We start from the raw sequence: 18,294 nt of genomic DNA, 5'->3' as shown, positions 1-18,294 counted from the left end.
AGGGCTCCGGTCGTACGAAAGAAAATGCATTTGTCGGCCGGAAGGCGGGTAGCTTGCCGGTATGGGGCTGCTGTCCGCGGGTTTGTTCTGGGAACGCCGGGATGTGCCGGGTGCCGAGCAGGTGCGGCTGACCGATCGGGACGGGCTGTACGCGCAGGGGACCGTGCTCGCCGCGGCGCCGGTGGGGTATGCCTGCCACTACGAGCTCCAGACCGATCCGGGCTGGACGACCGCGCGGTTCGACGTGCGGGCCGAGGGTGCCGGCTGGACCCGCGGGGTGCGGCTGGAGCTGGCCGCCGGGCGCTGGCGGGTCACCACCTCCGAGCAGGGTGACCTGGACGCGGCGCTGGTGGCGGCCGGGCACGCGCGGGCCGGGCTGCCCGGGATCGAGGACCCGGATCAGCTGTACGGCGCGTTCGACGTGGACCTGGCCGGGTCGCCGCTCACCAACACACTGCCGATCCGCCGGCTCGGTCTGCAGACCAAAGGGGACAACGCGGGTGTCTCGCACCGGCTGAGCGTCGCGTGGGTGCTGGTGCCGAGCCTGGAGGTGGTGCAGGCGGACCAGATCTACACGCCGCTGGACGACGGCCGGATCAGGTGCGCGGGCGAGACCTTCGCCGCCGATCTGACGGTCGACGACGGCGGCTTCGTGGTCGATTATCCGGGGCTGGCCCGGCGGATCACACCCGGTCGCGGATCCAGCTGAGGCAGGCCTTGTCGACGGTGGCGAACGGTTTTCCGTACGCGGTCCGCGACGCCTCGTCCGGCTTCTTCGCCGCCCGCAGCACCAGATCGGTGAACTGCATCAGCTTCTGCTCACCGAACTTGTCGGCCATGCACGCGGTCGCGTAGTGCCCCATGGCGTACAGCGTGTTGACCGTCAGGTCGTCCGCGTCGTCGGACAGCGGCGGCACGGCGATGGTCTTCGGCTCGCCGCGCCGGCGGAACGACTCGGAGAGCACGTCGTGGTTGCCGGTGTTCTGCGGCCCCCGGGGCAGCGCGCCGATGTACTCCGCGATCCCCTCGACCAGCCACTGGTCGTCGGTGTTCTCCCAGTGCCCGCCGGCCAGGGTGACCACGTGGGTCAGCTCGTGCTGGACGGTGACCGCGAGCTGCCGCGAGTCGGCGCTGGCCTTGGCACGCAGGATGACGTCGCCGCCGGTCGCGTTGAGCGGCATCTCGTAGCCGATCACCCACTTCTGGTCGATGCCGCCGTACCACTTCTTCCAGCCCGCCTCGTCGGCCAGGTAGACCCGGTAGCGGCGCTGCGCGTTGTTGACGAACCCGGCGTACTTGTCGGTGACCTGGGCGGCTTTCTCGGACAGCGCGAGCACCTGCTTGAGCCGCTTGGCCTGGCTTCTCGGGCCGGCCACGATCACCCGCTTGCCCTTGACGAAGGTGAGTTCCCGGTTGTCCCAGGGCGCCGGTTGCAGGTAGTTGTGCTCCACGCCGGCCGCGTCGTTCATCTCGGTGATCCGCCACGTCGTGCCGGCCAGCGTGAACGTCACCCGGTAGGTCGCCTTGGCCGGGCCCTCGTCGTAGTTGTTGCGCCAGGCGGGGCAGCTGACGCCGGAGAAGCAGTAGCCGAGGGCGGCCTGGGTGACCACCTTCTCCGCGGTGCCGCCCTCCAGCTTGTCGGCGTGGAACTCGGCGTGGCTGATCTCCAGCGACCGCAGGTTGGTGAACATCGTGCGGTAGCGGGTGACGAGCGCCTTGTTCGCCGGGTCGACCGGCGCGAGCCAGCCCTTCTCGTCGCCCTTGACCAGCGCCTCGGCCTGCCGGTGCAGGGCCTCCAGGGCCGACTCGAAGGGCGTCGCCGGACGGGTCGGCTTGCCGGCCGCGTCGGCCTTGGCGGTCTCGTCGCGGTCCGGCCAGAAGATGACGGCGGCGGCCGCGGCGGCGAGCAGGACGGCGGCTAACGCCGCCAGAATTCCGGTCGTGTGGGATCGCTTCGGCGGAGGCTGCGGCGCGAACGCCGGCGGCCAGGCGGGTGGTTGCGGCCCATAGTGGGGTACGAACGGGGGCGGCCCACCCGGATACGAAGGATCTTCCACGCGCCGGATCTAATCACGGCTCGTCGATGCGCGACTAGTCCGGCCAGGTGCCATCCGTGAGGAAGGTGTCGATCGTCGCGGCGTGCGGGGTCAGGCGCAGGCCCTGGGCGCTCACCCACTCGTCGGAGTAGTAGGTGTGCGCGTACCGCTCGCCGCCGTCGCAGATCAGCGTGACCACCGACCCGGTCCGCCCGGCCGCCCGCATCTCCGCGATCAACCGGAAGGCGCCCCACAGGTTGGTGCCGGTGGATCCACCCAGGCGCCGCCCGAGGACCGCCGAGCCGGCCCGCATCGCGGCGAGCGACGCGGCGTCGGGCACCTGCATCATCCGGTCGACGACGGCGGGCTGGAAGGACGGCTCCACCCGGGGACGGCCGATGCCCTCGATCCGGGAACCCTTCCCGGTCACCAGGCCCCAGTCGGCGGCGACATAAGCCTGCCAGAACGCCGAGCCTTCCGGGTCGACAACGCAGACCTTGGTGGGGAAGCGGCGATACCGCGCGTACCGGCCGATGGTGGCGCTGGTCCCGCCGGTGCCGGCGCCGACCACGATCCACGCCGGGATCGGGTGGCGTTCCAGGGAGAGCTGGCTGTAGATCGACTCGGCGATGTTGTTGTTGCCCCGCCAGTCGGTGGCCCGCTCGGCGTGCGTGAACTGGTCCATGAAGTGGCCGCCGAGGTCGTCGGCGAGCCGTTGCGCCTCGGCGACCACGGTGGTCGGGTCGGCCACCAGGTGGCACTTGCCGCCCTGGAACTCGATCAGCGCGATCTTCTCCGGCGAGGTGGCGGCCGGCATCACCGCGATGAACGGCAGGCCGAGCATCCGGGCGAAGTACGCCTCACTGACCGCGGTGGAGCCGGACGAGGCCTCGACGATCGTGGTGTGCGGGCCGATCCAGCCGTTGCACAGGGCGTACAGGAAGAGCGAGCGGGCCAGGCGGTGCTTGAGCGAGCCGGTGGGGTGCGAGGACTCGTCCTTGAGATACAGGTCGATGCCCCAGGAGACGGGCAGCGGGAACGGCAGCAGGTGGGTGTCGGCCGACCGGTTGGCATCCGCCTCGACCAGGCCGATCGCGTCGCGCGCCCAGTCCCGGGCGGCGTCGTCGCAGCGGTCCAGCGACAGGCTCATCTCAGCCCATCCCGGGTTGCGGCCGGTTCTCCCACTTGGTGCTGAGAGCGATCGCGGTGCGGGTGGAGGCGACGCCGGCGGTTCGGTTGATCCGGACAATCAGCTGCTCCAACTCCGCAATGGTGCCGACCCGGACGATCAGCTGGTACGACTCCACGCCGGCCATGAAATAGCAACTCTCCACCTCGGGCATCGCCCGCACCGCGGTGAGCACGTCATCGGTGTCCGCACCGGAATCCTCGACGATGCCGATCAGTGCGGTGACGCCGAGCCCGACCGCCTCGTGGTCGACGTCGGCGCGGTAGCCCCGGATGGTGCCGGCGGCTTCGAGCTTACCGACTCGCTCGTGCACGGCGGGGGCGGAGAGCCCGACCTTGCGCGCCAGCTCGGCGTACGACGAGCGCGCGTTCTCCCGTAGCAGGTCGATCAGCCGGAGGTCGATGGAGTCCATGTCTGAAACCCTAATCGGGTGGCCGCTCGGCACTCACGCCCGGTAGCGGCGAATGGGGGGCAGGATAATGATCGTTGTCGCAATCGGGGCTTTTTCCGCATTTCACGGACTTGGTTCAGGGGCGGTGCTCTAATGGCTTTACGTCCCGATCGAGCATGCCGACACTCACCGTGACCACCGGCCGCTCCAGAAAACAGAACCGAGGAGGGGGTTGTGGACACTGGAGACCGTCTGCTGACGCCGGGCGAGGTGGCCGCGTTGTTTCGCGTCGATCCGAAAACGGTCACGCGTTGGGCTGCAGCCGGGCGCATCGGCAGCATCCGTACTCCGGGTGGACACCGCCGATTCCGCGAATCCGAAGTCAAGGCCCTGCTTGAGGGCGACGGCGTGATCGAGGAGATGCGCGAGGACGACGCGGCCAACAAGCCGCGAAACAGCGGCCCGACCAACCCGGGCGCGGGTTACGGCCCGCCGAACGGTCTGCGCTGATCTCAGCGCTCACCGAGTCGTCCGCTCCATCGCCGCATCAGGGTGTGTTCCACCCCTAGCGAGTCCAGCACCTTACCCGCAATGAAATCGACGAGTTGCTGTGCGGTGGCGTCTGCCCCGGACCCGTAGAAACCGGGACTGGCCGGCAGCACCACCGCACCGGCGTCGAGCAGCGACATCAAGTGCTCCAGGTGACTGCGTGTCACCGGAGTCTCCCGAGGCACCACCACGGTCCGTCGCCGTTCCTTGAGATTGACCTCGGCGGCGCGCTGCAACAGATCCTTGGAAAGCCCGATGGCGATCCCGGCACATGCCGCCGTGCTGGCCGGGACCACCGCCATCCCGCGCGCCGGGTACGAGCCGCTGCTCGGACCGGCCGCGAGGTCGCCGGCCGGCCAGTACGCCAGATCGCCGAGATCCCGGCCCAGCCAGGCCGCGACGTCGTCCTTCCAGTGCGCGTCCCGGATCGTCGCGCCGGTCTCGTCCAGCAGGGTGAGCCGGGCCGCCCGGGAGACGACCAGGTCGACGGACTCACCGGCGTCCAGCAGGCCGGTGATCACCGCCCGGGCGTAAGGGGTGCCGGAGGCTCCGGAGACGCCGACGATCCATGGTTGCCGCATAGTTCCAGTGTGCTACTTGACCACGGTGAGCTGCGCGGAGGCCGGGAACGCGTCGTTGATCGGGGTCCACGTCGCCGGCTTTCCCAGGTCGGCCACGGTCATGCCGAGGGTGATCCGGCGGAGTTCGTCCAGGGAGAGCGCGGTGCCTCCGCGTACGTCCAGGTCCAGGTCCCGCTCGGGCATCCGCATCCGGCAGTAACCCCCGTCGCTCTGCTTCACACAGATCGGCTCCGCGGTCGGCGTCTTGTTCACGCCGGACGGGCGGGCCACGAGTTCGAGCAGGTCGGCGGCGCGCGGCGGCTTGACCACCGAGATCGTCCGGGAGGTCGGCTGCCGCATGCTCTCGGCCGTCGCCACCTTCCGCAGGATCGCCGTCGACGAACCCTTGATGCCCCGGGTCTCGACCAGCCGCCAGTCGGCCGGCAGGTACGACGGCCGGAACGGGCTCGGCACCGTGCGGGCCGAACCGGGCCGGAACGCGGCGGCGACCGTCCGCATCTCGTCGCGGGACATCGGCGCGTCGGCCTCGACCTTCATGTTCGGTCGCGCGATGAACGCCCAGCCGTCGTCGGCGTACTCCCAGAGCAGGACCAGGTCGCCCATCTCGCGGTCGAGGAGCCAGTACGCCGGCCGGCCGTTGATCGGCTCGGCGGCGGTCCGCGACCGTTCCCGCTGGAAGACCGGATCCGTCACCGCGGTAGCACGCACGCCGAGCATGCACTGCATCCGGCAGCGGTCCGGGTCCCGCACGTCGGTGATCATGTTGAGGGTCCAGTCGATGGTCGCCTCGTGCGTCTCCTCCACCCGGAACCGGCCCGCGGTGAAGCCGTCGTAGGCGTACGTGAAGGGCATCGGGACGACCTGTGCCACGGGAGCCGTGAGCCGGCTCGGGGGCGGACCGCCGGCCAGCTGCGGGACCGCCACGACCGCGGTGACCGTCAGCACCGCCGCGGCCGCCGCGGCGACCCGCCGGCGCCACTGCAACCGCCGACCGGCCGCTACCACCTGGTCGACGTCGTACCGCGGCGGTGGCGCCTCCGCACGCACCTCGTCGAGCAGCTCAGACAACCGCATGACGTTCCTCCAGATCGACTCCCAGGATCCGCCGGAGCGTGTCGAGACCGCGGGCCGTGTACACCTTCACGGTGCCCTCCGGGCAGCGCAACGCCGCCGCCGTCTGCTGCACGCTCAGCCCCTCCAGGAACCGCAGCACCAGCACCGCGCGATGGCGCGGTGGCACCTTGAGCAACGCGGCATGCAGCTCGAGCCGGTCGTGCACCGCCCCCGTCAGGTCGGACACGACCGGCTCCGGGAGGTCGTCGCCGCCGGAACGCTCCCGCCGCCACCAGGGACGGCGGGTCTCGTCGATCGCCGCCCGGACCACCGCGGCCCGGGCGTATCCGGCGACGTTGTCGATCCGGGACCACTTCACGTAAAGCCGGGCCAGCACGGTGAGGACCGCGTCCTCGGCCGCCTGCCAGTCGCCGCACGTGAGATAGGCGAGGCCGCGCAGAGACTCCATCTGCGCGGCCACGAATTCCCGGAACTCGGCCTCTCGATCGCTCACGATCACTAGACGGACGGAGCGGCCGATCGGGTTACAACCGGTCTGGCTACAACAGGGCCAGGTCGAGGACCGCGAAGACGAACAGCGCGATGCCGATGAAGCCGTTGGCGGTGAAGAACGCCCGGTTGACCTTCGACAGGTCGGTCGGCGTCACCACCACGTGCTGGTAGATCAGGCCGCCCGCGGTCAGTGCCAGCCCGATCCACCAGAACCAGCTCAGGCCCACCCACTGTCCGAACCACACGAACAGCGCGAACGTCACGACGTGGGTGGCGGTGGAGATGTGCAGCGCGGTCGGCACCCCGAACCGGGCCGGCGTGGAGTGCACCCCGATCCGGCGATCCACCTCGACGTCCTGGCAGGCGTAGATGATGTCGAACCCGCCGATCCACAGGCCGACCGCGGCGCCGAGCACCCAGGCCGGCCCGGAACCGGCGAACGTGCCGGTGATCGCGAGCCAGGCGCCGACCGGGGCGACGGCCTGCGCCAGGGCGAGGACGTAGTGCGGGAAGTTCGTGAACCGCTTCGCGTACGGATAGATGACCAGCGGGATCACCGCGAGCGGGGACAGCACCAGGCACAGTGGGTTCAGCAGGGCGGCGGCCACGACCAGGATGACGAGCGAGACCAGCGCACCGGTCCAGGCGGTCCGGACGCTCACCGCGCCGGTGACCAGCTCGCGGTTCTGGGTGCGCGGGTTCAGCGCGTCGATCTTGCGGTCCAGGATCCGGTTGGCGGCCATCGCGAACGTCCGCCCGGACACCATCGCGACGGTGATCAGCACCAGATCGCCCCAGTGCCGCCCGGTCCCGTCCCGGTCGATCGCCACCAGGGCCGACAGGTACGCGAACGGCAGCGCGAAGACCGAGTGCTCGATCATGACGAGCCGCAGGAAGGACTTGATCTTGCCGGGGGATGCTTCCAAAGCTGTCACAGCCCGTATTCCTTCCACCGCTTGTCGACCAGGGAAACGACCTCCGGCGCCATCACCATCTCCTCCGGCCAGCCCCGCGTGTAACCCTCGGCGGGGAGCTTACGGGTGGCGTCGACGCCCGCCTTGCCGCCCCAGAACTGCTGGTAGGACGAGTGATCCAGGTGATCCACCGGGCCCTCGGTGAGCAACAGGTCGCGGGCGTAGTCGACGTTGCCGAACGCCCGGAACGCGACCTGCTGGTAGTCGTGCACGTCGCAGTCCTCGTCGACCACCACGATCAGCTTGGTCAGGGACAGCAGGTGGGCGCCCCAGATGGCGTTCATCACCTTCTGCGCGTGCTTCGGGTAGCGCTTGTTGATCGAGACGATCAGGCAGTTGTGGAAGACGCCGGCGGCCGGCATGTCGTAGTCGACGATGTCCGGGATCAGGATCTTGGCGAGCGGCAGGAAGATCCGCTCGGTGGCCTTGCCCAGGCCGTGGTCCTCCTGCGGCGGCTGCGACGTGACGATCGAGTGGTAGACCGGGTCCTTGCGCATGGTCATGCACTCGATGTGCAGCACCGGGAACGGCTCGACCGGCGTGTAGTAACCGGTGTGGTCGCCGAACGGGCCCTCCGGGTGCCGCTCCCCCGGCTCCAGGTAACCCTCGAGGATCACCTGCGCGTTCGCCGGGACCTGCAACGGCACGGTGACGCAGTCGACCATCTCGACCCGTTCGCCGCGCAGGAAACCGGCGAACATGTACTCGTCGATGTCACCGGGCAGCGGGGCGCTCGCCGCGTAGCAGACCACCGGGTCGGCGCCGATCGCCACGGCCACCGGCAGGCGCTGCCCGAGCCGCTCGGCCACCGCGTGGTGGGCGGTCGAGTCCTTGTGGATCTGCCAGTGCATGCCGAGCGTGTTCTTCGAATGCTGCTGCAACCGGTACAGCCCCAGGTTGCGCTTGCCGGTCTCCGGGTGCTTGGTGTGGGTCAGCCCGAAGTTGTGGAAGATGCCGCCGTCGCCGGGCCACACCTGCAGGCCGGGCAGCCGGTTCAGGTCGACCTCGTCGCCCTTGAGCACGACCTCCTGGCAGGGCGCCGACTTCACCTTTTTCGGCGGGACCGACTTGAGTTGCAGCACCTTGGCGATGCCCTCGCGGATGCCGGACCAGCCGACCGGCAACTCCGGCTTGGTCAGCGCGCCGATCCGCTCACCGACCTCGTCCAGCGTGTCGACGCCCAGCGCCATCGCCATCCGCTTCTCGGTGCCGAACAGGTTGATCGTCACCGGCATGTCGCCGCGCGTCGGATTCTCGAACAGCAAGGCCGGCCCACCGGCCCGGACGGTGCGGGTCACCACCTCGCTGATCTCCAGCGTCGGATCCACCGGAACCTTGACCCGGCGCAGCTCACCGGCGGATTCCAGGGCGGCGAGGAAGCTTTGGAGATCGGCATAGGGAAACCCACGAGACGCCATGACCCACAGTCTGGCACCGCAACGGCCCGTTCTGGATCGCAGGTCCGTCACTCTTGATCTGCGCCTCACGTTAGGGAGATCGTGAGGCGGCGAAACGTGACCCGGTGGTGGGCCCTGCTCGGGCTGCTGGCCGGCGTCGTGATCGCGGCGCCGGCCGTCTCCGCGGTCTCCTCGCGCACGGATCGGCTGCCGGCCTGCGGTTCTCCCGGCCCGGCTTCCAGCCGGCCGCCCTCGGCCCGGGCATCGCTGTCCGCTCGCGGCGCCTGCCGGGCCACGGTTCTCGAGTCTTCGGTACGCCCATTGAAGCCGCCCGGGTTCACCCCCAGCGGATATCACCACCTGGGCGCCGGAACAGCCAACGAGTGGAGTGGCGTCTCCGGCCGGTTCGCCGTGGTCGACGGCTCGATCCGGCCCGGCACGTACGACTTCATCGCCGGCCGGTTCATGGCCAAGCGGGATCTGGGCAAGGGTGGGATCGCGTGGCTGGAGGCCGGCTGGGCGGAGACCGGGTGGCGGTCGCCGGGGCAGCCGCACATCTACACGTACAACACGAACACCCGGTCCTGGCAGTTCTACGACCAGTACGAGGTGCGGCCGGGCGACACGGTCTGGCTGGACCTGCACACCGACGCCGGCGGGCTGTGGCAGGCCTGGCTGTGGTGGAACAACCGGTGGAACCTGCTCACCGCCCAGAAACTGCCGATCGGCGGCTCCGCCTTCGTCGAGCAGTACGTCGAGGTGCACGTCGACGGCAAGAAACCCGGTCGCGTCGACGTCCCGTCGGTCAAAGTGGACAATGTCCAGCTACGCCCGCCGGGCGGTGGCGCGGCCCAGTTCTGGCGCGAGGACGTGCCCACGCTGACCGGCGTCACCCCGGGCGAACAGCAACGCAGCGGCGGCTTCTGCCTCGACTGGACCACCCGCTACGACACCTGGACTGCCGGAGACTGTGCTTAATTGCTCCGCTTCGCTCCGCGCACAAAACGCCTTGTAACCGGTGAGATGGGCGCGTCTTTTCCGCCGCCGCAAACCCCGCGGCGTCGGAAAAGCCGAGCCCATCTCACCGGCGGCGTTTCGTGAGAAACCTAGGGGGCCTGAGCGCGTTTAAGGGTTCGGTGAGCACCGCGGCCAGCAAAGACATCCCCCGCACCAGGGGTGTCAAGCGGCGTGACCCGATCCCGCGTCCGCCCAGCGCGCTGAGGCCCAGCCAAGGAGCACCCGGCTGGCCCTGACGGCCCTATCCAGGCACGAAATAGGGCGCTGGAGACCAGCCGAGCAGTGTCGGGCTGGCCCTGGTGGCCCTATCCGGGAACGGAATAGGGCGCTGAGGACCAGCCGGGAGTATCGGGCTGGCCCTGGTGGGCCCTATCCGGGAGCGCTGAGGACCAGCCGGGGAGTGTCGAGCTGGTCCTGGTGGCCCTATCCAGGCACGAGATAGGGCGCTGGAGGCCAGCCGAGGAATACCCGGCTGGGACTGGTGGCCCTATCCAGGCATGGGATAGGGCGCTGGGGGCCAGCTGGGGAGTGTTGGGCTGGGGCTGGTGGCGCTGTGCGGGGTTGGGGTAGGGCGCTGGGGGTCGGCTGGGGGTTGATCTCCGGGAGCAGCTGCGGACAGTGAAGAGGGCGGCGATTGGGTTGGACGCGTCAGCGGCCAGATCGCCGGCCTCGGCCCGCGCGGGAGCATGCGATCTGCACCCCGGCGGACCTGCGTAAATGGAGATCTTGGGGTTGGATTTCAGCCGGCGTTGGCGTAGCTGTGCAGGCCTTCGAAGAAGAGGTTGACGCCGAAGAGGTTCATCAGCATGGTGACGAAGCCGAGCAGGGCGATCCAGGTGGCTACGGTTCGTTTCACGCTCGGGGTGGCGCGGGCGTGCAGGTAGGCCGCGTAGACGATCCAGGAGATGAACGCCCAGACCTCTTTCGGGTCCCAGCCCCAGTAACGGCCCCAGGACGCCTCGGCCCACAGCGGTCCGGCGATCAGCGCGCCGAAGGTGAACAGCGGGAAGGCGAACGCGTGCAGCCGGAAGGTCAGCCGCTCCAGCGCCGTCGCCGAGGTCGGCACGCGCTTGCCCAGGGTGTAGGGGAAGCGGCGTTTGCCCTGGTCATAACCGTTCTTGACGAGGAACATGGCGGCCGGCACGGCACCGATCAGGAAGATGCCGGACGAGATGATGATCGTCGAGACGTGGAAGATGAACCAGTACGAATGCAGGGCCGGGACCAGCGGGCCGACCGGGGTGTAGGCGATCAGCGCGGCCGCGCCGAGCAGCATCACCAGCGCCAGCGAGGAGAACAGGCCGAGGTGCCGCAGGGCCGGGCGGCGCAGCAGCACGCCCATGAAGACCGCGGAGCCGACGAAGGTCGCCGAGAGGATGTACTCGTACATGTTGCCCCAGGGCATCCGGTCGGCGGCGAGACCGCGGGTGACCAGGGTGCCCAGGTGCAGGGCCAGGGCGATGACGTTGAGCGCCACCGCGATCCGGCCGACCAGCTCGCCGCGGCCCGGTGTGCGCACCGGCTCGACGACGTCGTCCGCGGGAGGAACCGGCGCGCCGGAGCCCACGAGCTGCCGGGCCGGGCGGACCGCCGCCTTGCCGATCCGGCTGCGGCGGCCGAACGCGTACTCCCCCGCGTAACAGACCATGGCGGTCAGGTATGCCAGCACGGCCAGCGCCATGAGCTGGTCGGACACATTCGCCATCAGGACTTTTCCTCCTCGGCGGCGGGCTGGGTCAGCGCGGCGAACTCGGCCGCGAAGCCCGGATAATCGGTACGCGGCAGACCACCGGCTTCGATTACGCTACCGCCGGCTTGCTGACCGTTGGCTGGAAGCACCCGGAACCACACGCGACGCCGGTGCACGAACAGCGAGAGCATCAGCCCGATCAGCCCGAGCACCGCGCCGACCAGCAGCAACGACTGCGTCGGGTCGTACCGGATGGAGAGCGTGGCGAACTGGCGGGTGCCCACGAACTCCAGCTTGGTGCCGTCGTCCAGGGTCCAGGTCTCGCCCGGGTGCAGCGCGTGCGGCCGCTCGCCGCTGACCTTTTTCAGCTCGCCGGTGGTGATCTGGCCACGGTTCAGGGCGTAGACCGAGCCGGTCTTGCCGATGTCCAGGCCCAGGTTGCCGCGGTAGGCGGCCAGGTAGAGCACCGGGTTGTTCTCGGCCGGGAACTTCGAGGTGGCACTGCCGTCGGTGCCGCCGGTGGGCAGGTAGACGCCCTCGAAGCCGACCTGGAGCTGGTCGTCGCGCCGGTTCGTCTTCGGATCGATGTTGACGTCCGGGAACTGGGCGACACCCTCGCTGGTCTGCATCGCGTCGGTCGGCAGGAACGGGACGATCTTGGTCTGGCTGACCCCGTAGCGGTCGGTGTAGCGCAGGATCGGCGCGTAGCCCTGGCCGATCAGATGCACGTTGGCGTGGTGCAGCCGGAGCGGGTCGTTGACCGTGAAGCTCTCCGTCCGGTACTTCCCGTCGCCCTCCTCCACCTGCACGGTGGCCAGGAACGACTTGGGCTGCCCGGTGGTCTGATAGGTGGCCTCGAAATCGGTCATCCGCATGCAGAATTTCGGCAGATCGGCGGCGGTCACCTCAGGGCCGAGCGCCGAGTCGTCGTACTGGATGATCGAGTTGCAGAAGCCCTGGTCGGCGCCGGCCACCAGGAGCCGGTTGCCGTGCCAGCCGTACCAGTGTCCGAAGCCGACGCCGATCAGCACCGCCAGCAGGGCGAAGTGGAACAACAGGTTGCCGGTCTCCTTGAGGTAGCCCTTCTCGGCCGCCACCGAGAACCCGCCGTCCGGCAACTCCACCACGCGGGTGCGGAACAGCTTGCGCCGCAGCGTCCCGGCCAGGCTCGCCGCCGCGGCCGCCGGGTCCTCCGGCCGGGTGACCGCCGGCGCGTGCTGCGGCAGGCGCTCCAGCCGTTTCGGCGCCTCCGGCGGGACCGAGCGCAGCGCCCGGGCGTGATCGCGCAGGCGGGGCAGCACGCAGCCGACCAGCGAGGTGAACAGCAGCAGGTAGATCGCCGCGAACCAGGCCGACGCGAAGACGTCGAAGCCGCCCAGCCGGTCCACCCAGGGCGCGAGCTGGGGGTGCGCGGTGTAGTACTGCGAGACCCGCTCCCGGTTCACCGAGGTCTGCGGGAAGTACGAACCGGGGATCGCCGCGACGGCCAGCAGGAACAGCAGGATCAGCGCGGTACGCATGCTGGTCAGCTGCCGCCACGAGTTGCGCAGCAGCGCCCAGACCGGGTTCACCCGGCGCGGCGGCGGGGTGTCGGCGGTGGCCGGCCGGTCCTCGACGACGGTCACAGCAGCGTCCCGTCGCCGAAGTTCAGCGTCGTCTGCAGCCACGCCAGGAAGTGCAGCCACTGGCCGCTGACCAGGGTGACGCCGACCGCGATGAGCAGCACGCCGCCGACCCGGGTGACCCACCGGCTGTTCCGCCGGATCGCCTGGAAGACCCCGAGGAGCTTGCGGAAGAAGAGCCCGAAGAGCACGAACGGGATGCCCAGCCCGAGGCTGAAGGCGAGCGCCAGCACCACCGCCCGGTCGCTCCCGCCGGCGGTGGCGGCCAGGCTGGTCACCGCACCGAGCGTCGGGCCGGTGCAGGGCAGCCAGGAGACCGCGAAGACCGCGCCGAACACCGGGGCGCCGAGCAGTCCGGCGGACGGGAGCTTGCTGATCCGGGCCTCCCGCTGGAGCCCCGGGATCCAGCCCAGGTAGACCACGCCGAGCAGGATGATCAGCAGGCCGACGATCAGGTTGAGCGTGTCACGGTTGGTCAGCAGGGTGGTCGCCACGTTCGCCACCAGGGTGACCATCAGCGAGAAGACCACCGAGAAACCGAGCACGAACAGCAGGCTGCCGGCCAGCACCCGGCTTTTCAGCGCGACCGTCCGGGTCGTGGTGACGGTGGCGCCCGGCGAGGTGCCGATCGCCGCCTCCAGGTCCGAGCCGGCCAGGCCGGTGACGTACGAGATGTAGCCCGGGACCAGCGGCAGGACGCACGGGGAGAGGATGCTCACCAGGCCGGCGATCATGCAGGCGCCGATGGCCAGCAGCAGCGGGCCGCCGGACGCCGCGTCGGAGAAGACGTTGCTGCCCATCAGCCGTTCGCCTCCGCCGCCACCCGTTCCACGAGGGGCTGCAACTCACCGGCGGTGGTCGAGCGCCGCAGCGCGACCGCGATCCGGCCCTGGCGGTCCAGGATCAGGGTGGCCGGTGTGCTGGTCTGGGTGACGTCGAACTTCAGCGCGACGTTGCCCTCGAAGTCGAAGATGCTCGGGTAGGTGATCCGGCCGCGCTCGAACGCTTTCGCCGAGTCGCGGTCGTCACGCGAGTTGATCCCGAGGAAGGTCACGTTGCTCGCCTTGGTGGCCTGGTACACCTTTTCCAGGTCGCCGGCCTCGGCACGGCAGGGCGGGCACCAGGAGCCCCAGAAGTTGACCACGACCACCTTGCCGCGGTCGTCGGCGAGGTCGTACGTCCCGCCGTCGAGCAGGTCGCCGGTGACCGCGTCGACCTGCGGGCGGTCCGCCACCGCGCACTCGACCACACCGTTGGTGGTGGTGCACTTCCGCGCCCAGTTCTCGTCGTCGCCGCAGCCGGCCAGGACGCCGGCGGTGGCGACCGCGGCGAGGGCGGCTGCGACGAGACGGCGCACGTCAGGCTCCCTTGGCGGTCTTGGCGGTGGCGGAGAGCGCGACCAGATGCGCGGCCGGCTCGGTGTAATCGATGCCGACCACCTTGGACCCCTCGAAGCGGAACGAGGTGAGGCTCGCCAGGCCGCACTGCCGCTTCCGCGGGTCGTGCCAGAGGCGCTTGCCTTCAACGTAGCGCCGCAACGTCCAGATCGGCAGCTGGTGGGAGACGCAGACCGCCTCGTGACCCTCGGCCGCCACCCGGGCCGCCTGGAGCGCCTCGAACATCCGCTGCGCGATCACCAGGTAGGCCTCGCCCCAGGACGGGGTGATCGGGTCGCGCAGCACCCACCAGTGCCGGGGGTTGCTGAACGCGCCGTCGCCGACCGACACCCGCTTGCCCTCGAAGTAGTTCGCACTCTCGATCAGCCGGATGTCGGTCGCGGTCTCCAGCTCGAACTCGGCGGAGATCGGCGCGGCCGTCTCCTGCGCGCGCTCCAGCGGGCTGGCCACCACGTGCGTCACGTCTCGGCCGGCGAGGGCCTGGGCAGCCGCTTTGGCCATCTGGTGGCCCAGCTCGGAGAGGTGGAAGTCGGGCAGCCGGCCGTACAGGATCTTGGTGGGGTTGAAGACCTCGCCGTGCCGGAACACGTGCACGGTGGTCTTGGTCAGCTCGCTCAACTCTGGCTCCCTGCGGCGGCCCGCGCGGCGTGTTTCAGCGCGGAGGCGATCTGCTCCATCGCCGCGTCGTCGATGGCGGTGGACACGAACCACGACTCGAAGGCGCTCGGCGGCAGATAGACCCCGTGCGCCAGCATGGTGTGGAAGAACGCCTTGAACGCGGCGGCATCCTGGGTTTTCGCCGAGTCGTAGTCGACGACCTCGTTCTCGGTGAAGAAGATCGAGAACATGTTGCCCGCGTACGAGATCCGGTGCGGCACGCCGGCCCGGTTCAGCTCCGTCACGGCCAGCTCGCCGACCGTGATCGAGGTCTGGTCCAGACGCTTGTAGACGTCGGCGTCGGCCAGCCGCAGCGAGGCCAGGCCGGCCGCGCAGGCCAGCGGGTTACCGGAGAGCGTGCCGGCCTGGTAGACCGGACCGGCCGGGGCGAGCCGGGACATGATCTCGCGGCGGCCGCCGAACGCCGCCGCGGGCAGCCCGCCGCCCATCACCTTGCCGAACGTGTAGAGGTCGGCGTCGACCGGGTGCAGCCCGGCCCAGCCGCCGGCGGAGACCCGGAAGCCGGTCATCACCTCGTCGAGGATCAGCAGCGCGCCGTTCGCGTGGGCGATCTCGGCGAGTTTCTGGTTGAAGCCGTCGCGCGGCGGGACCACGCCCATGTTGCCCGGCGCGGCCTCGGTGATGATCGCCGCGATCTCGCCGCCGTCCTGCGCGAAGGCCGCGGTCAGCGCGTCGACGTCGTTGTACGGCAGCACGATGGTCTCGGAGGCCGCCGCGCCGGTGACGCCCGGCGAGTCGGGCAGCCCCAGCGTCGCCACGCCGGAACCGGCCGCGACCAGCAGCGCGTCCACGTGCCCGTGGTAGCAGCCGGCGAACTTCACGATCTTCGACCGGCCGGTGTAGCCGCGGGCCAGCCGGATCGCGGTCATGGTGGCCTCGGTGCCCGAGTTGACCAGCCGGACCTCGTCGACGGCGGTCCGCCGGACGATCTCCTCGGCCAGGTCGACCTCGCCCGCGGTCGGGGTGCCGAAGCTGGTGCCGAGCGCGGCCGCCCGCTGCACCGCCCCGATGATCTCCGGGTGGGCGTGGCCGTGGATCAGCGGGCCCCAGGAGCAGACCAGGTCGACATAACGCCGGCCGTCGACGTCGGTCAGCCACGCGCCGCTGCCCTGGGCCATGAAGCGGGGCGTGCCGCCGACCGCGCGGAACGCACGCACAGGTGAATTGACCCCGCCGGGGACGATGGCCTGGGCGCGGTCGAACAGGGCCTGGGAGACCGGGGCGTCCTCCGGGTACGGAAGATCCGCGGTGGGATATGTCGTGGTCACAGCGGTTCCCATTCTGTCAGCGGGCACGAGCGCCTATGTTGAGAGGGTTGTTCACGTCACCGGTTGATGTCCGGAACAACCCGATCTGCCCGCGCCGGACGGGCCGATTCGCGTGTAAGAGGATAGGCTGACCGGCGTGGAGCGACCCGAGCTGTCCATCACGGTTCAGCGCGCCCCCGACGAGGTGATCCTGCAGCTCGCCGGGGAGATCGACGTGCTCACGGTCACCGAGCTGTCCAACCTCGTCAACGATCTGCTGGCCGCCGAGCCGCCCGGCCGCATCGTCCTGGACATGTCCGGCGTCACCTTCTGCGACTCCCAGGGCCTGGGCACGCTGGTGGTGCTCAGCCGCAAGGCGCAGCACAACCAGACCGTGCTGGCGCTGGCCAACGTGGGCGATTTCCTGATGCGGGTGCTGGACATCACCGGGCTGCGCTCAGCCCTCATGATCAGCAGCTCCTGACCTCGTCCCGGCGCTGACCTGCGCGTCGGGGACGCCACGGATCCCGGCGTCGCGCCGCTCGTCGAGCTCGTGCGCGGGCATCTCCCGCAGCGTCAGGTCGGGCATACCGCGATGCTGTCACATCCGCCTGAGAGCCCGGTGAGCCATCGCGTCGCCTGTGGACAACGCCTCAGCCGAAGGCGCCGCCGGCGTTCAGGGCAGCGCCGTTCGCGCTGGTCGCGGTCGCTGCGTAGGTGTCGGCTCCGGCGTCGCGACCCCCTTCGGCGTACGTGTACCGCGCGAAGAACGTGTACGTACCCGGCTCCAGCGTGTCCCCCGACGAGAGGGTGAACCGGTACACCAGCGCGTCCGCCTCCTCGATGACCGCGCTGTTCACACTCGCGCCGGGCACCTGCTGGCTGCCGCCCCGGCCGGCCAGCCTGTCGGTCCGGACCAGCCGGATCGTCACGGTCAGCGCGGTCAGCCGCTCGGTGGTCTTGATCGTCACCACGCTACTGGCCTGCGTCTTGCCGCCCACGTCGACCGAACCGTCGGACCACAGCGCACCAGCCGGCGGCGCACTCGGGGTCTTGCTCCTGGTGGGGCGCCTCGACGACGAGGGCCGGCTCGGCGAGAGCGAGAGCGAGGGCGCGGGCGCGGGCTCGGCGGTCTCGGTCACCGCCGGGGCCACCGACGCCGTGACGGCGGGGGGCGGCGGCAGTGTGGGGCGCTCATCGCCCATCCCGGCCAGCGCCCACTGCGCGAAGCCGCCGCCCCCGACGACGGCAGCCACCGCGACTGCCGCGCCCGCGATCCGGATCCGTGGCCCGCGCCCTCTCGCGGCCTCGGTCCGCATCGCCGTCTCGGTCACCCGGCTCAGGATCGCCACCCGGTCGGGCGTGTGTGCCGCCGCCTCGGCGCGCAGCACCGCGCGCAGCTCGTCCTCGGTGAGCTTCACCGCGCCGCCTCCCAACCGTTGATTCGGGCCAGACTGCCGCCGAGCATCTCGGCCAACTGCTTCGCGCCGCGCGAGGTGGCGCTCTTCACCGCGCCCTCGGAGATCCCCAGGGTGGTGGCAACCTCGCGTTCGGACATGTCGAACGCGTACCGCAACACGACGCAGGCCCGCCGCCGGTGCGGCAGCCGGGCCAGGGCACGGCGTACGTCCAGGACCGCGGGCACGTCCGATTCCGGGGCCCGTTTGAGGACTTCCAGGGAGAACAGGCGCTCCCGGCTCCGCTTGCGGATCCAGTTGCGGGCCAGGTTCATCAGGATGCCGTGGCCGTACGCCGCCGGGTCGTCGGCCGCCTGCACCCGGTCCCAGTGCCGCCACACCTCGGTCATCGCGTCGGCGGCCAGATCGTCGGCGGCCGAGGCGTCCCCGATCATCAGGTACGCAAGCCGCGACAACGAGTCGTAGTGCCGCTCGAAGTACGCGTGATAGGCGGCGTCGCGCATCGGGACCTTTCCGAAAGCCGGAAGTGGCCGCCGGGCTGG

Annotated in this window: 21 protein-coding genes; 4 read left to right on the top strand and 17 right to left on the bottom strand. The window is 70.2% G+C overall.

Annotation, left to right across the window (positions count from 1 at the left end):
• The first annotated feature begins 61 nt into the window (after positions 1-61).
• Complete coding sequence (locus tag Aiant_RS22225; RefSeq protein WP_189336824.1) at positions 62-709, top strand: putative glycolipid-binding domain-containing protein; 648 nt, start codon at positions 62-64, stop codon at positions 707-709.
• Here Aiant_RS22225 and Aiant_RS22220 read toward each other — a convergent pair.
• Genes Aiant_RS22220 through Aiant_RS22210 form a run of 3 tightly spaced genes read right to left on the bottom strand, consistent with a single transcriptional unit; the run spans position 684 to position 3,637 of the window.
• Entirely contained in the window at positions 684-2,057 is a 1,374-nt protein-coding gene (locus Aiant_RS22220; protein WP_189336825.1) for a hypothetical protein, read from the bottom strand. The genes Aiant_RS22225 and Aiant_RS22220 overlap by 26 nt on opposite strands.
• A gap of 34 nt (positions 2,058-2,091) precedes the next feature.
• Positions 2,092-3,186 (bottom strand): L-cysteine desulfhydrase Cds1, encoded by a 1,095-nt coding sequence (cds1, locus tag Aiant_RS22215; protein ID WP_189336826.1) that lies wholly within the window; start codon positions 3,184-3,186, stop codon positions 2,092-2,094.
• A 1-nt stretch (position 3,187) separates the two neighbouring features.
• Positions 3,188-3,637, bottom strand: coding sequence for an Lrp/AsnC family transcriptional regulator (locus tag Aiant_RS22210; RefSeq protein WP_189336827.1), 450 nt, complete (start codon positions 3,635-3,637; stop codon positions 3,188-3,190).
• 213 nt (positions 3,638-3,850) lie between these two features.
• Between Aiant_RS22210 and Aiant_RS22205 the strand changes: the two genes are divergently transcribed.
• Positions 3,851-4,126, top strand: a complete 276-nt coding sequence (locus Aiant_RS22205) for a BldC family transcriptional regulator (protein ID WP_185038736.1) — start codon at positions 3,851-3,853, stop codon at positions 4,124-4,126.
• A gap of 2 nt (positions 4,127-4,128) precedes the next feature.
• Here Aiant_RS22205 and Aiant_RS22200 read toward each other — a convergent pair whose 3' ends face one another.
• The 5 genes from Aiant_RS22200 to Aiant_RS22180 are packed head-to-tail and all read right to left on the bottom strand — an operon-like array spanning position 4,129 to position 8,704.
• Positions 4,129-4,746: a UbiX family flavin prenyltransferase gene (locus Aiant_RS22200; protein ID WP_189336828.1), complete on the bottom strand. Its 618-nt coding sequence runs from the start codon at positions 4,744-4,746 to the stop codon at positions 4,129-4,131.
• A 12-nt stretch (positions 4,747-4,758) separates the two neighbouring features.
• On the bottom strand, positions 4,759-5,820 hold the full coding sequence (locus Aiant_RS22195) for a hypothetical protein (protein WP_189336829.1): 1,062 nt from the start codon (positions 5,818-5,820) through the stop codon (positions 4,759-4,761).
• A complete protein-coding gene (locus tag Aiant_RS22190; RefSeq protein ID WP_189336830.1) occupies positions 5,807-6,313 on the bottom strand; it encodes a sigma-70 family RNA polymerase sigma factor in 507 nt (168 codons plus the stop codon). Before Aiant_RS22190 ends, Aiant_RS22195 begins: the two co-directional genes overlap by 14 nt.
• Before the next feature lie 46 nt (positions 6,314-6,359).
• On the bottom strand, positions 6,360-7,193 hold the full coding sequence (mqnP, locus tag Aiant_RS22185) for a menaquinone biosynthesis prenyltransferase MqnP (protein ID WP_229831489.1): 834 nt from the start codon (positions 7,191-7,193) through the stop codon (positions 6,360-6,362).
• A 50-nt stretch (positions 7,194-7,243) separates the two neighbouring features.
• Positions 7,244-8,704: a menaquinone biosynthesis decarboxylase gene (locus Aiant_RS22180; protein WP_189336832.1), complete on the bottom strand. Its 1,461-nt coding sequence runs from the start codon at positions 8,702-8,704 to the stop codon at positions 7,244-7,246.
• Positions 8,705-8,785: 81 nt separating this feature from the next.
• Here Aiant_RS22180 and Aiant_RS22175 point away from each other — a divergent pair, with 81 nt between their 5' ends.
• Entirely contained in the window at positions 8,786-9,661 is an 876-nt protein-coding gene (locus tag Aiant_RS22175) for a hypothetical protein (RefSeq protein ID WP_229831483.1), read from the top strand.
• 778 nt (positions 9,662-10,439) lie between these two features.
• On the opposite strand, the gene ccsB is transcribed toward Aiant_RS22175, so the two are convergent.
• The 6 genes from ccsB to hemL are packed head-to-tail and all read right to left on the bottom strand — an operon-like array spanning position 10,440 to position 16,367.
• The gene (ccsB, locus tag Aiant_RS22170; RefSeq protein WP_189336833.1) at positions 10,440-11,405 is read right to left on the bottom strand and encodes a c-type cytochrome biogenesis protein CcsB; all 966 of its coding nucleotides are present in this window, start codon (positions 11,403-11,405) and stop codon (positions 10,440-10,442) included.
• The gene (gene resB, locus Aiant_RS22165) at positions 11,405-13,015 is read right to left on the bottom strand and encodes a cytochrome c biogenesis protein ResB (protein WP_189336834.1); all 1,611 of its coding nucleotides are present in this window, start codon (positions 13,013-13,015) and stop codon (positions 11,405-11,407) included. The genes ccsB and resB overlap by 1 nt, the downstream gene beginning before the upstream one ends.
• Positions 13,012-13,812, bottom strand: coding sequence for a cytochrome c biogenesis CcdA family protein (locus tag Aiant_RS22160; RefSeq protein ID WP_189336835.1), 801 nt, complete (start codon positions 13,810-13,812; stop codon positions 13,012-13,014). Before Aiant_RS22160 ends, resB begins: the two co-directional genes overlap by 4 nt.
• Positions 13,812-14,369 (bottom strand): TlpA family protein disulfide reductase, encoded by a 558-nt coding sequence (locus tag Aiant_RS22155; RefSeq protein ID WP_189336836.1) that lies wholly within the window; start codon positions 14,367-14,369, stop codon positions 13,812-13,814. The genes Aiant_RS22160 and Aiant_RS22155 overlap by 1 nt, the downstream gene beginning before the upstream one ends.
• Position 14,370: 1 nt before the next feature.
• Positions 14,371-15,018: a histidine phosphatase family protein gene (locus Aiant_RS22150; RefSeq protein WP_425322706.1), complete on the bottom strand. Its 648-nt coding sequence runs from the start codon at positions 15,016-15,018 to the stop codon at positions 14,371-14,373.
• Positions 15,019-15,023: 5 nt separating this feature from the next.
• Positions 15,024-16,367: a glutamate-1-semialdehyde 2,1-aminomutase gene (hemL, locus tag Aiant_RS22145; RefSeq protein ID WP_189336838.1), complete on the bottom strand. Its 1,344-nt coding sequence runs from the start codon at positions 16,365-16,367 to the stop codon at positions 15,024-15,026.
• A 124-nt stretch (positions 16,368-16,491) separates the two neighbouring features.
• Between hemL and Aiant_RS22140 the strand changes: the two genes are divergently transcribed.
• Positions 16,492-16,818 carry an STAS domain-containing protein gene (locus Aiant_RS22140; RefSeq protein WP_189336839.1) on the top strand — a complete coding sequence of 109 codons (327 nt, stop codon included), beginning with the start codon at positions 16,492-16,494 and terminating at the stop codon, positions 16,816-16,818.
• Here Aiant_RS22140 and Aiant_RS46590 read toward each other — a convergent pair.
• From Aiant_RS46590 to Aiant_RS22130, 3 genes are all read right to left on the bottom strand, one after another.
• Positions 16,792-16,923, bottom strand: coding sequence for a hypothetical protein (locus tag Aiant_RS46590; protein WP_268248873.1), 132 nt, complete (start codon positions 16,921-16,923; stop codon positions 16,792-16,794). The two genes, Aiant_RS22140 and Aiant_RS46590, sit on opposite strands and share 27 nt — an antisense overlap.
• A gap of 64 nt (positions 16,924-16,987) precedes the next feature.
• Complete coding sequence (locus Aiant_RS22135) at positions 16,988-17,755, bottom strand: hypothetical protein (protein ID WP_189336840.1); 768 nt, start codon at positions 17,753-17,755, stop codon at positions 16,988-16,990.
• On the bottom strand, positions 17,752-18,255 hold the full coding sequence (locus Aiant_RS22130) for a SigE family RNA polymerase sigma factor (RefSeq protein ID WP_189336841.1): 504 nt from the start codon (positions 18,253-18,255) through the stop codon (positions 17,752-17,754). Before Aiant_RS22130 ends, Aiant_RS22135 begins: the two co-directional genes overlap by 4 nt.
• Between the last annotated feature and the right edge of the window lie 39 nt (positions 18,256-18,294).

This window comes from Actinoplanes ianthinogenes (genome assembly GCF_018324205.1).
Classification (GTDB): domain Bacteria; phylum Actinomycetota; class Actinomycetes; order Mycobacteriales; family Micromonosporaceae; genus Actinoplanes; species Actinoplanes ianthinogenes.
This window is presented reverse-complemented; position numbering and strand designations above follow the sequence as displayed.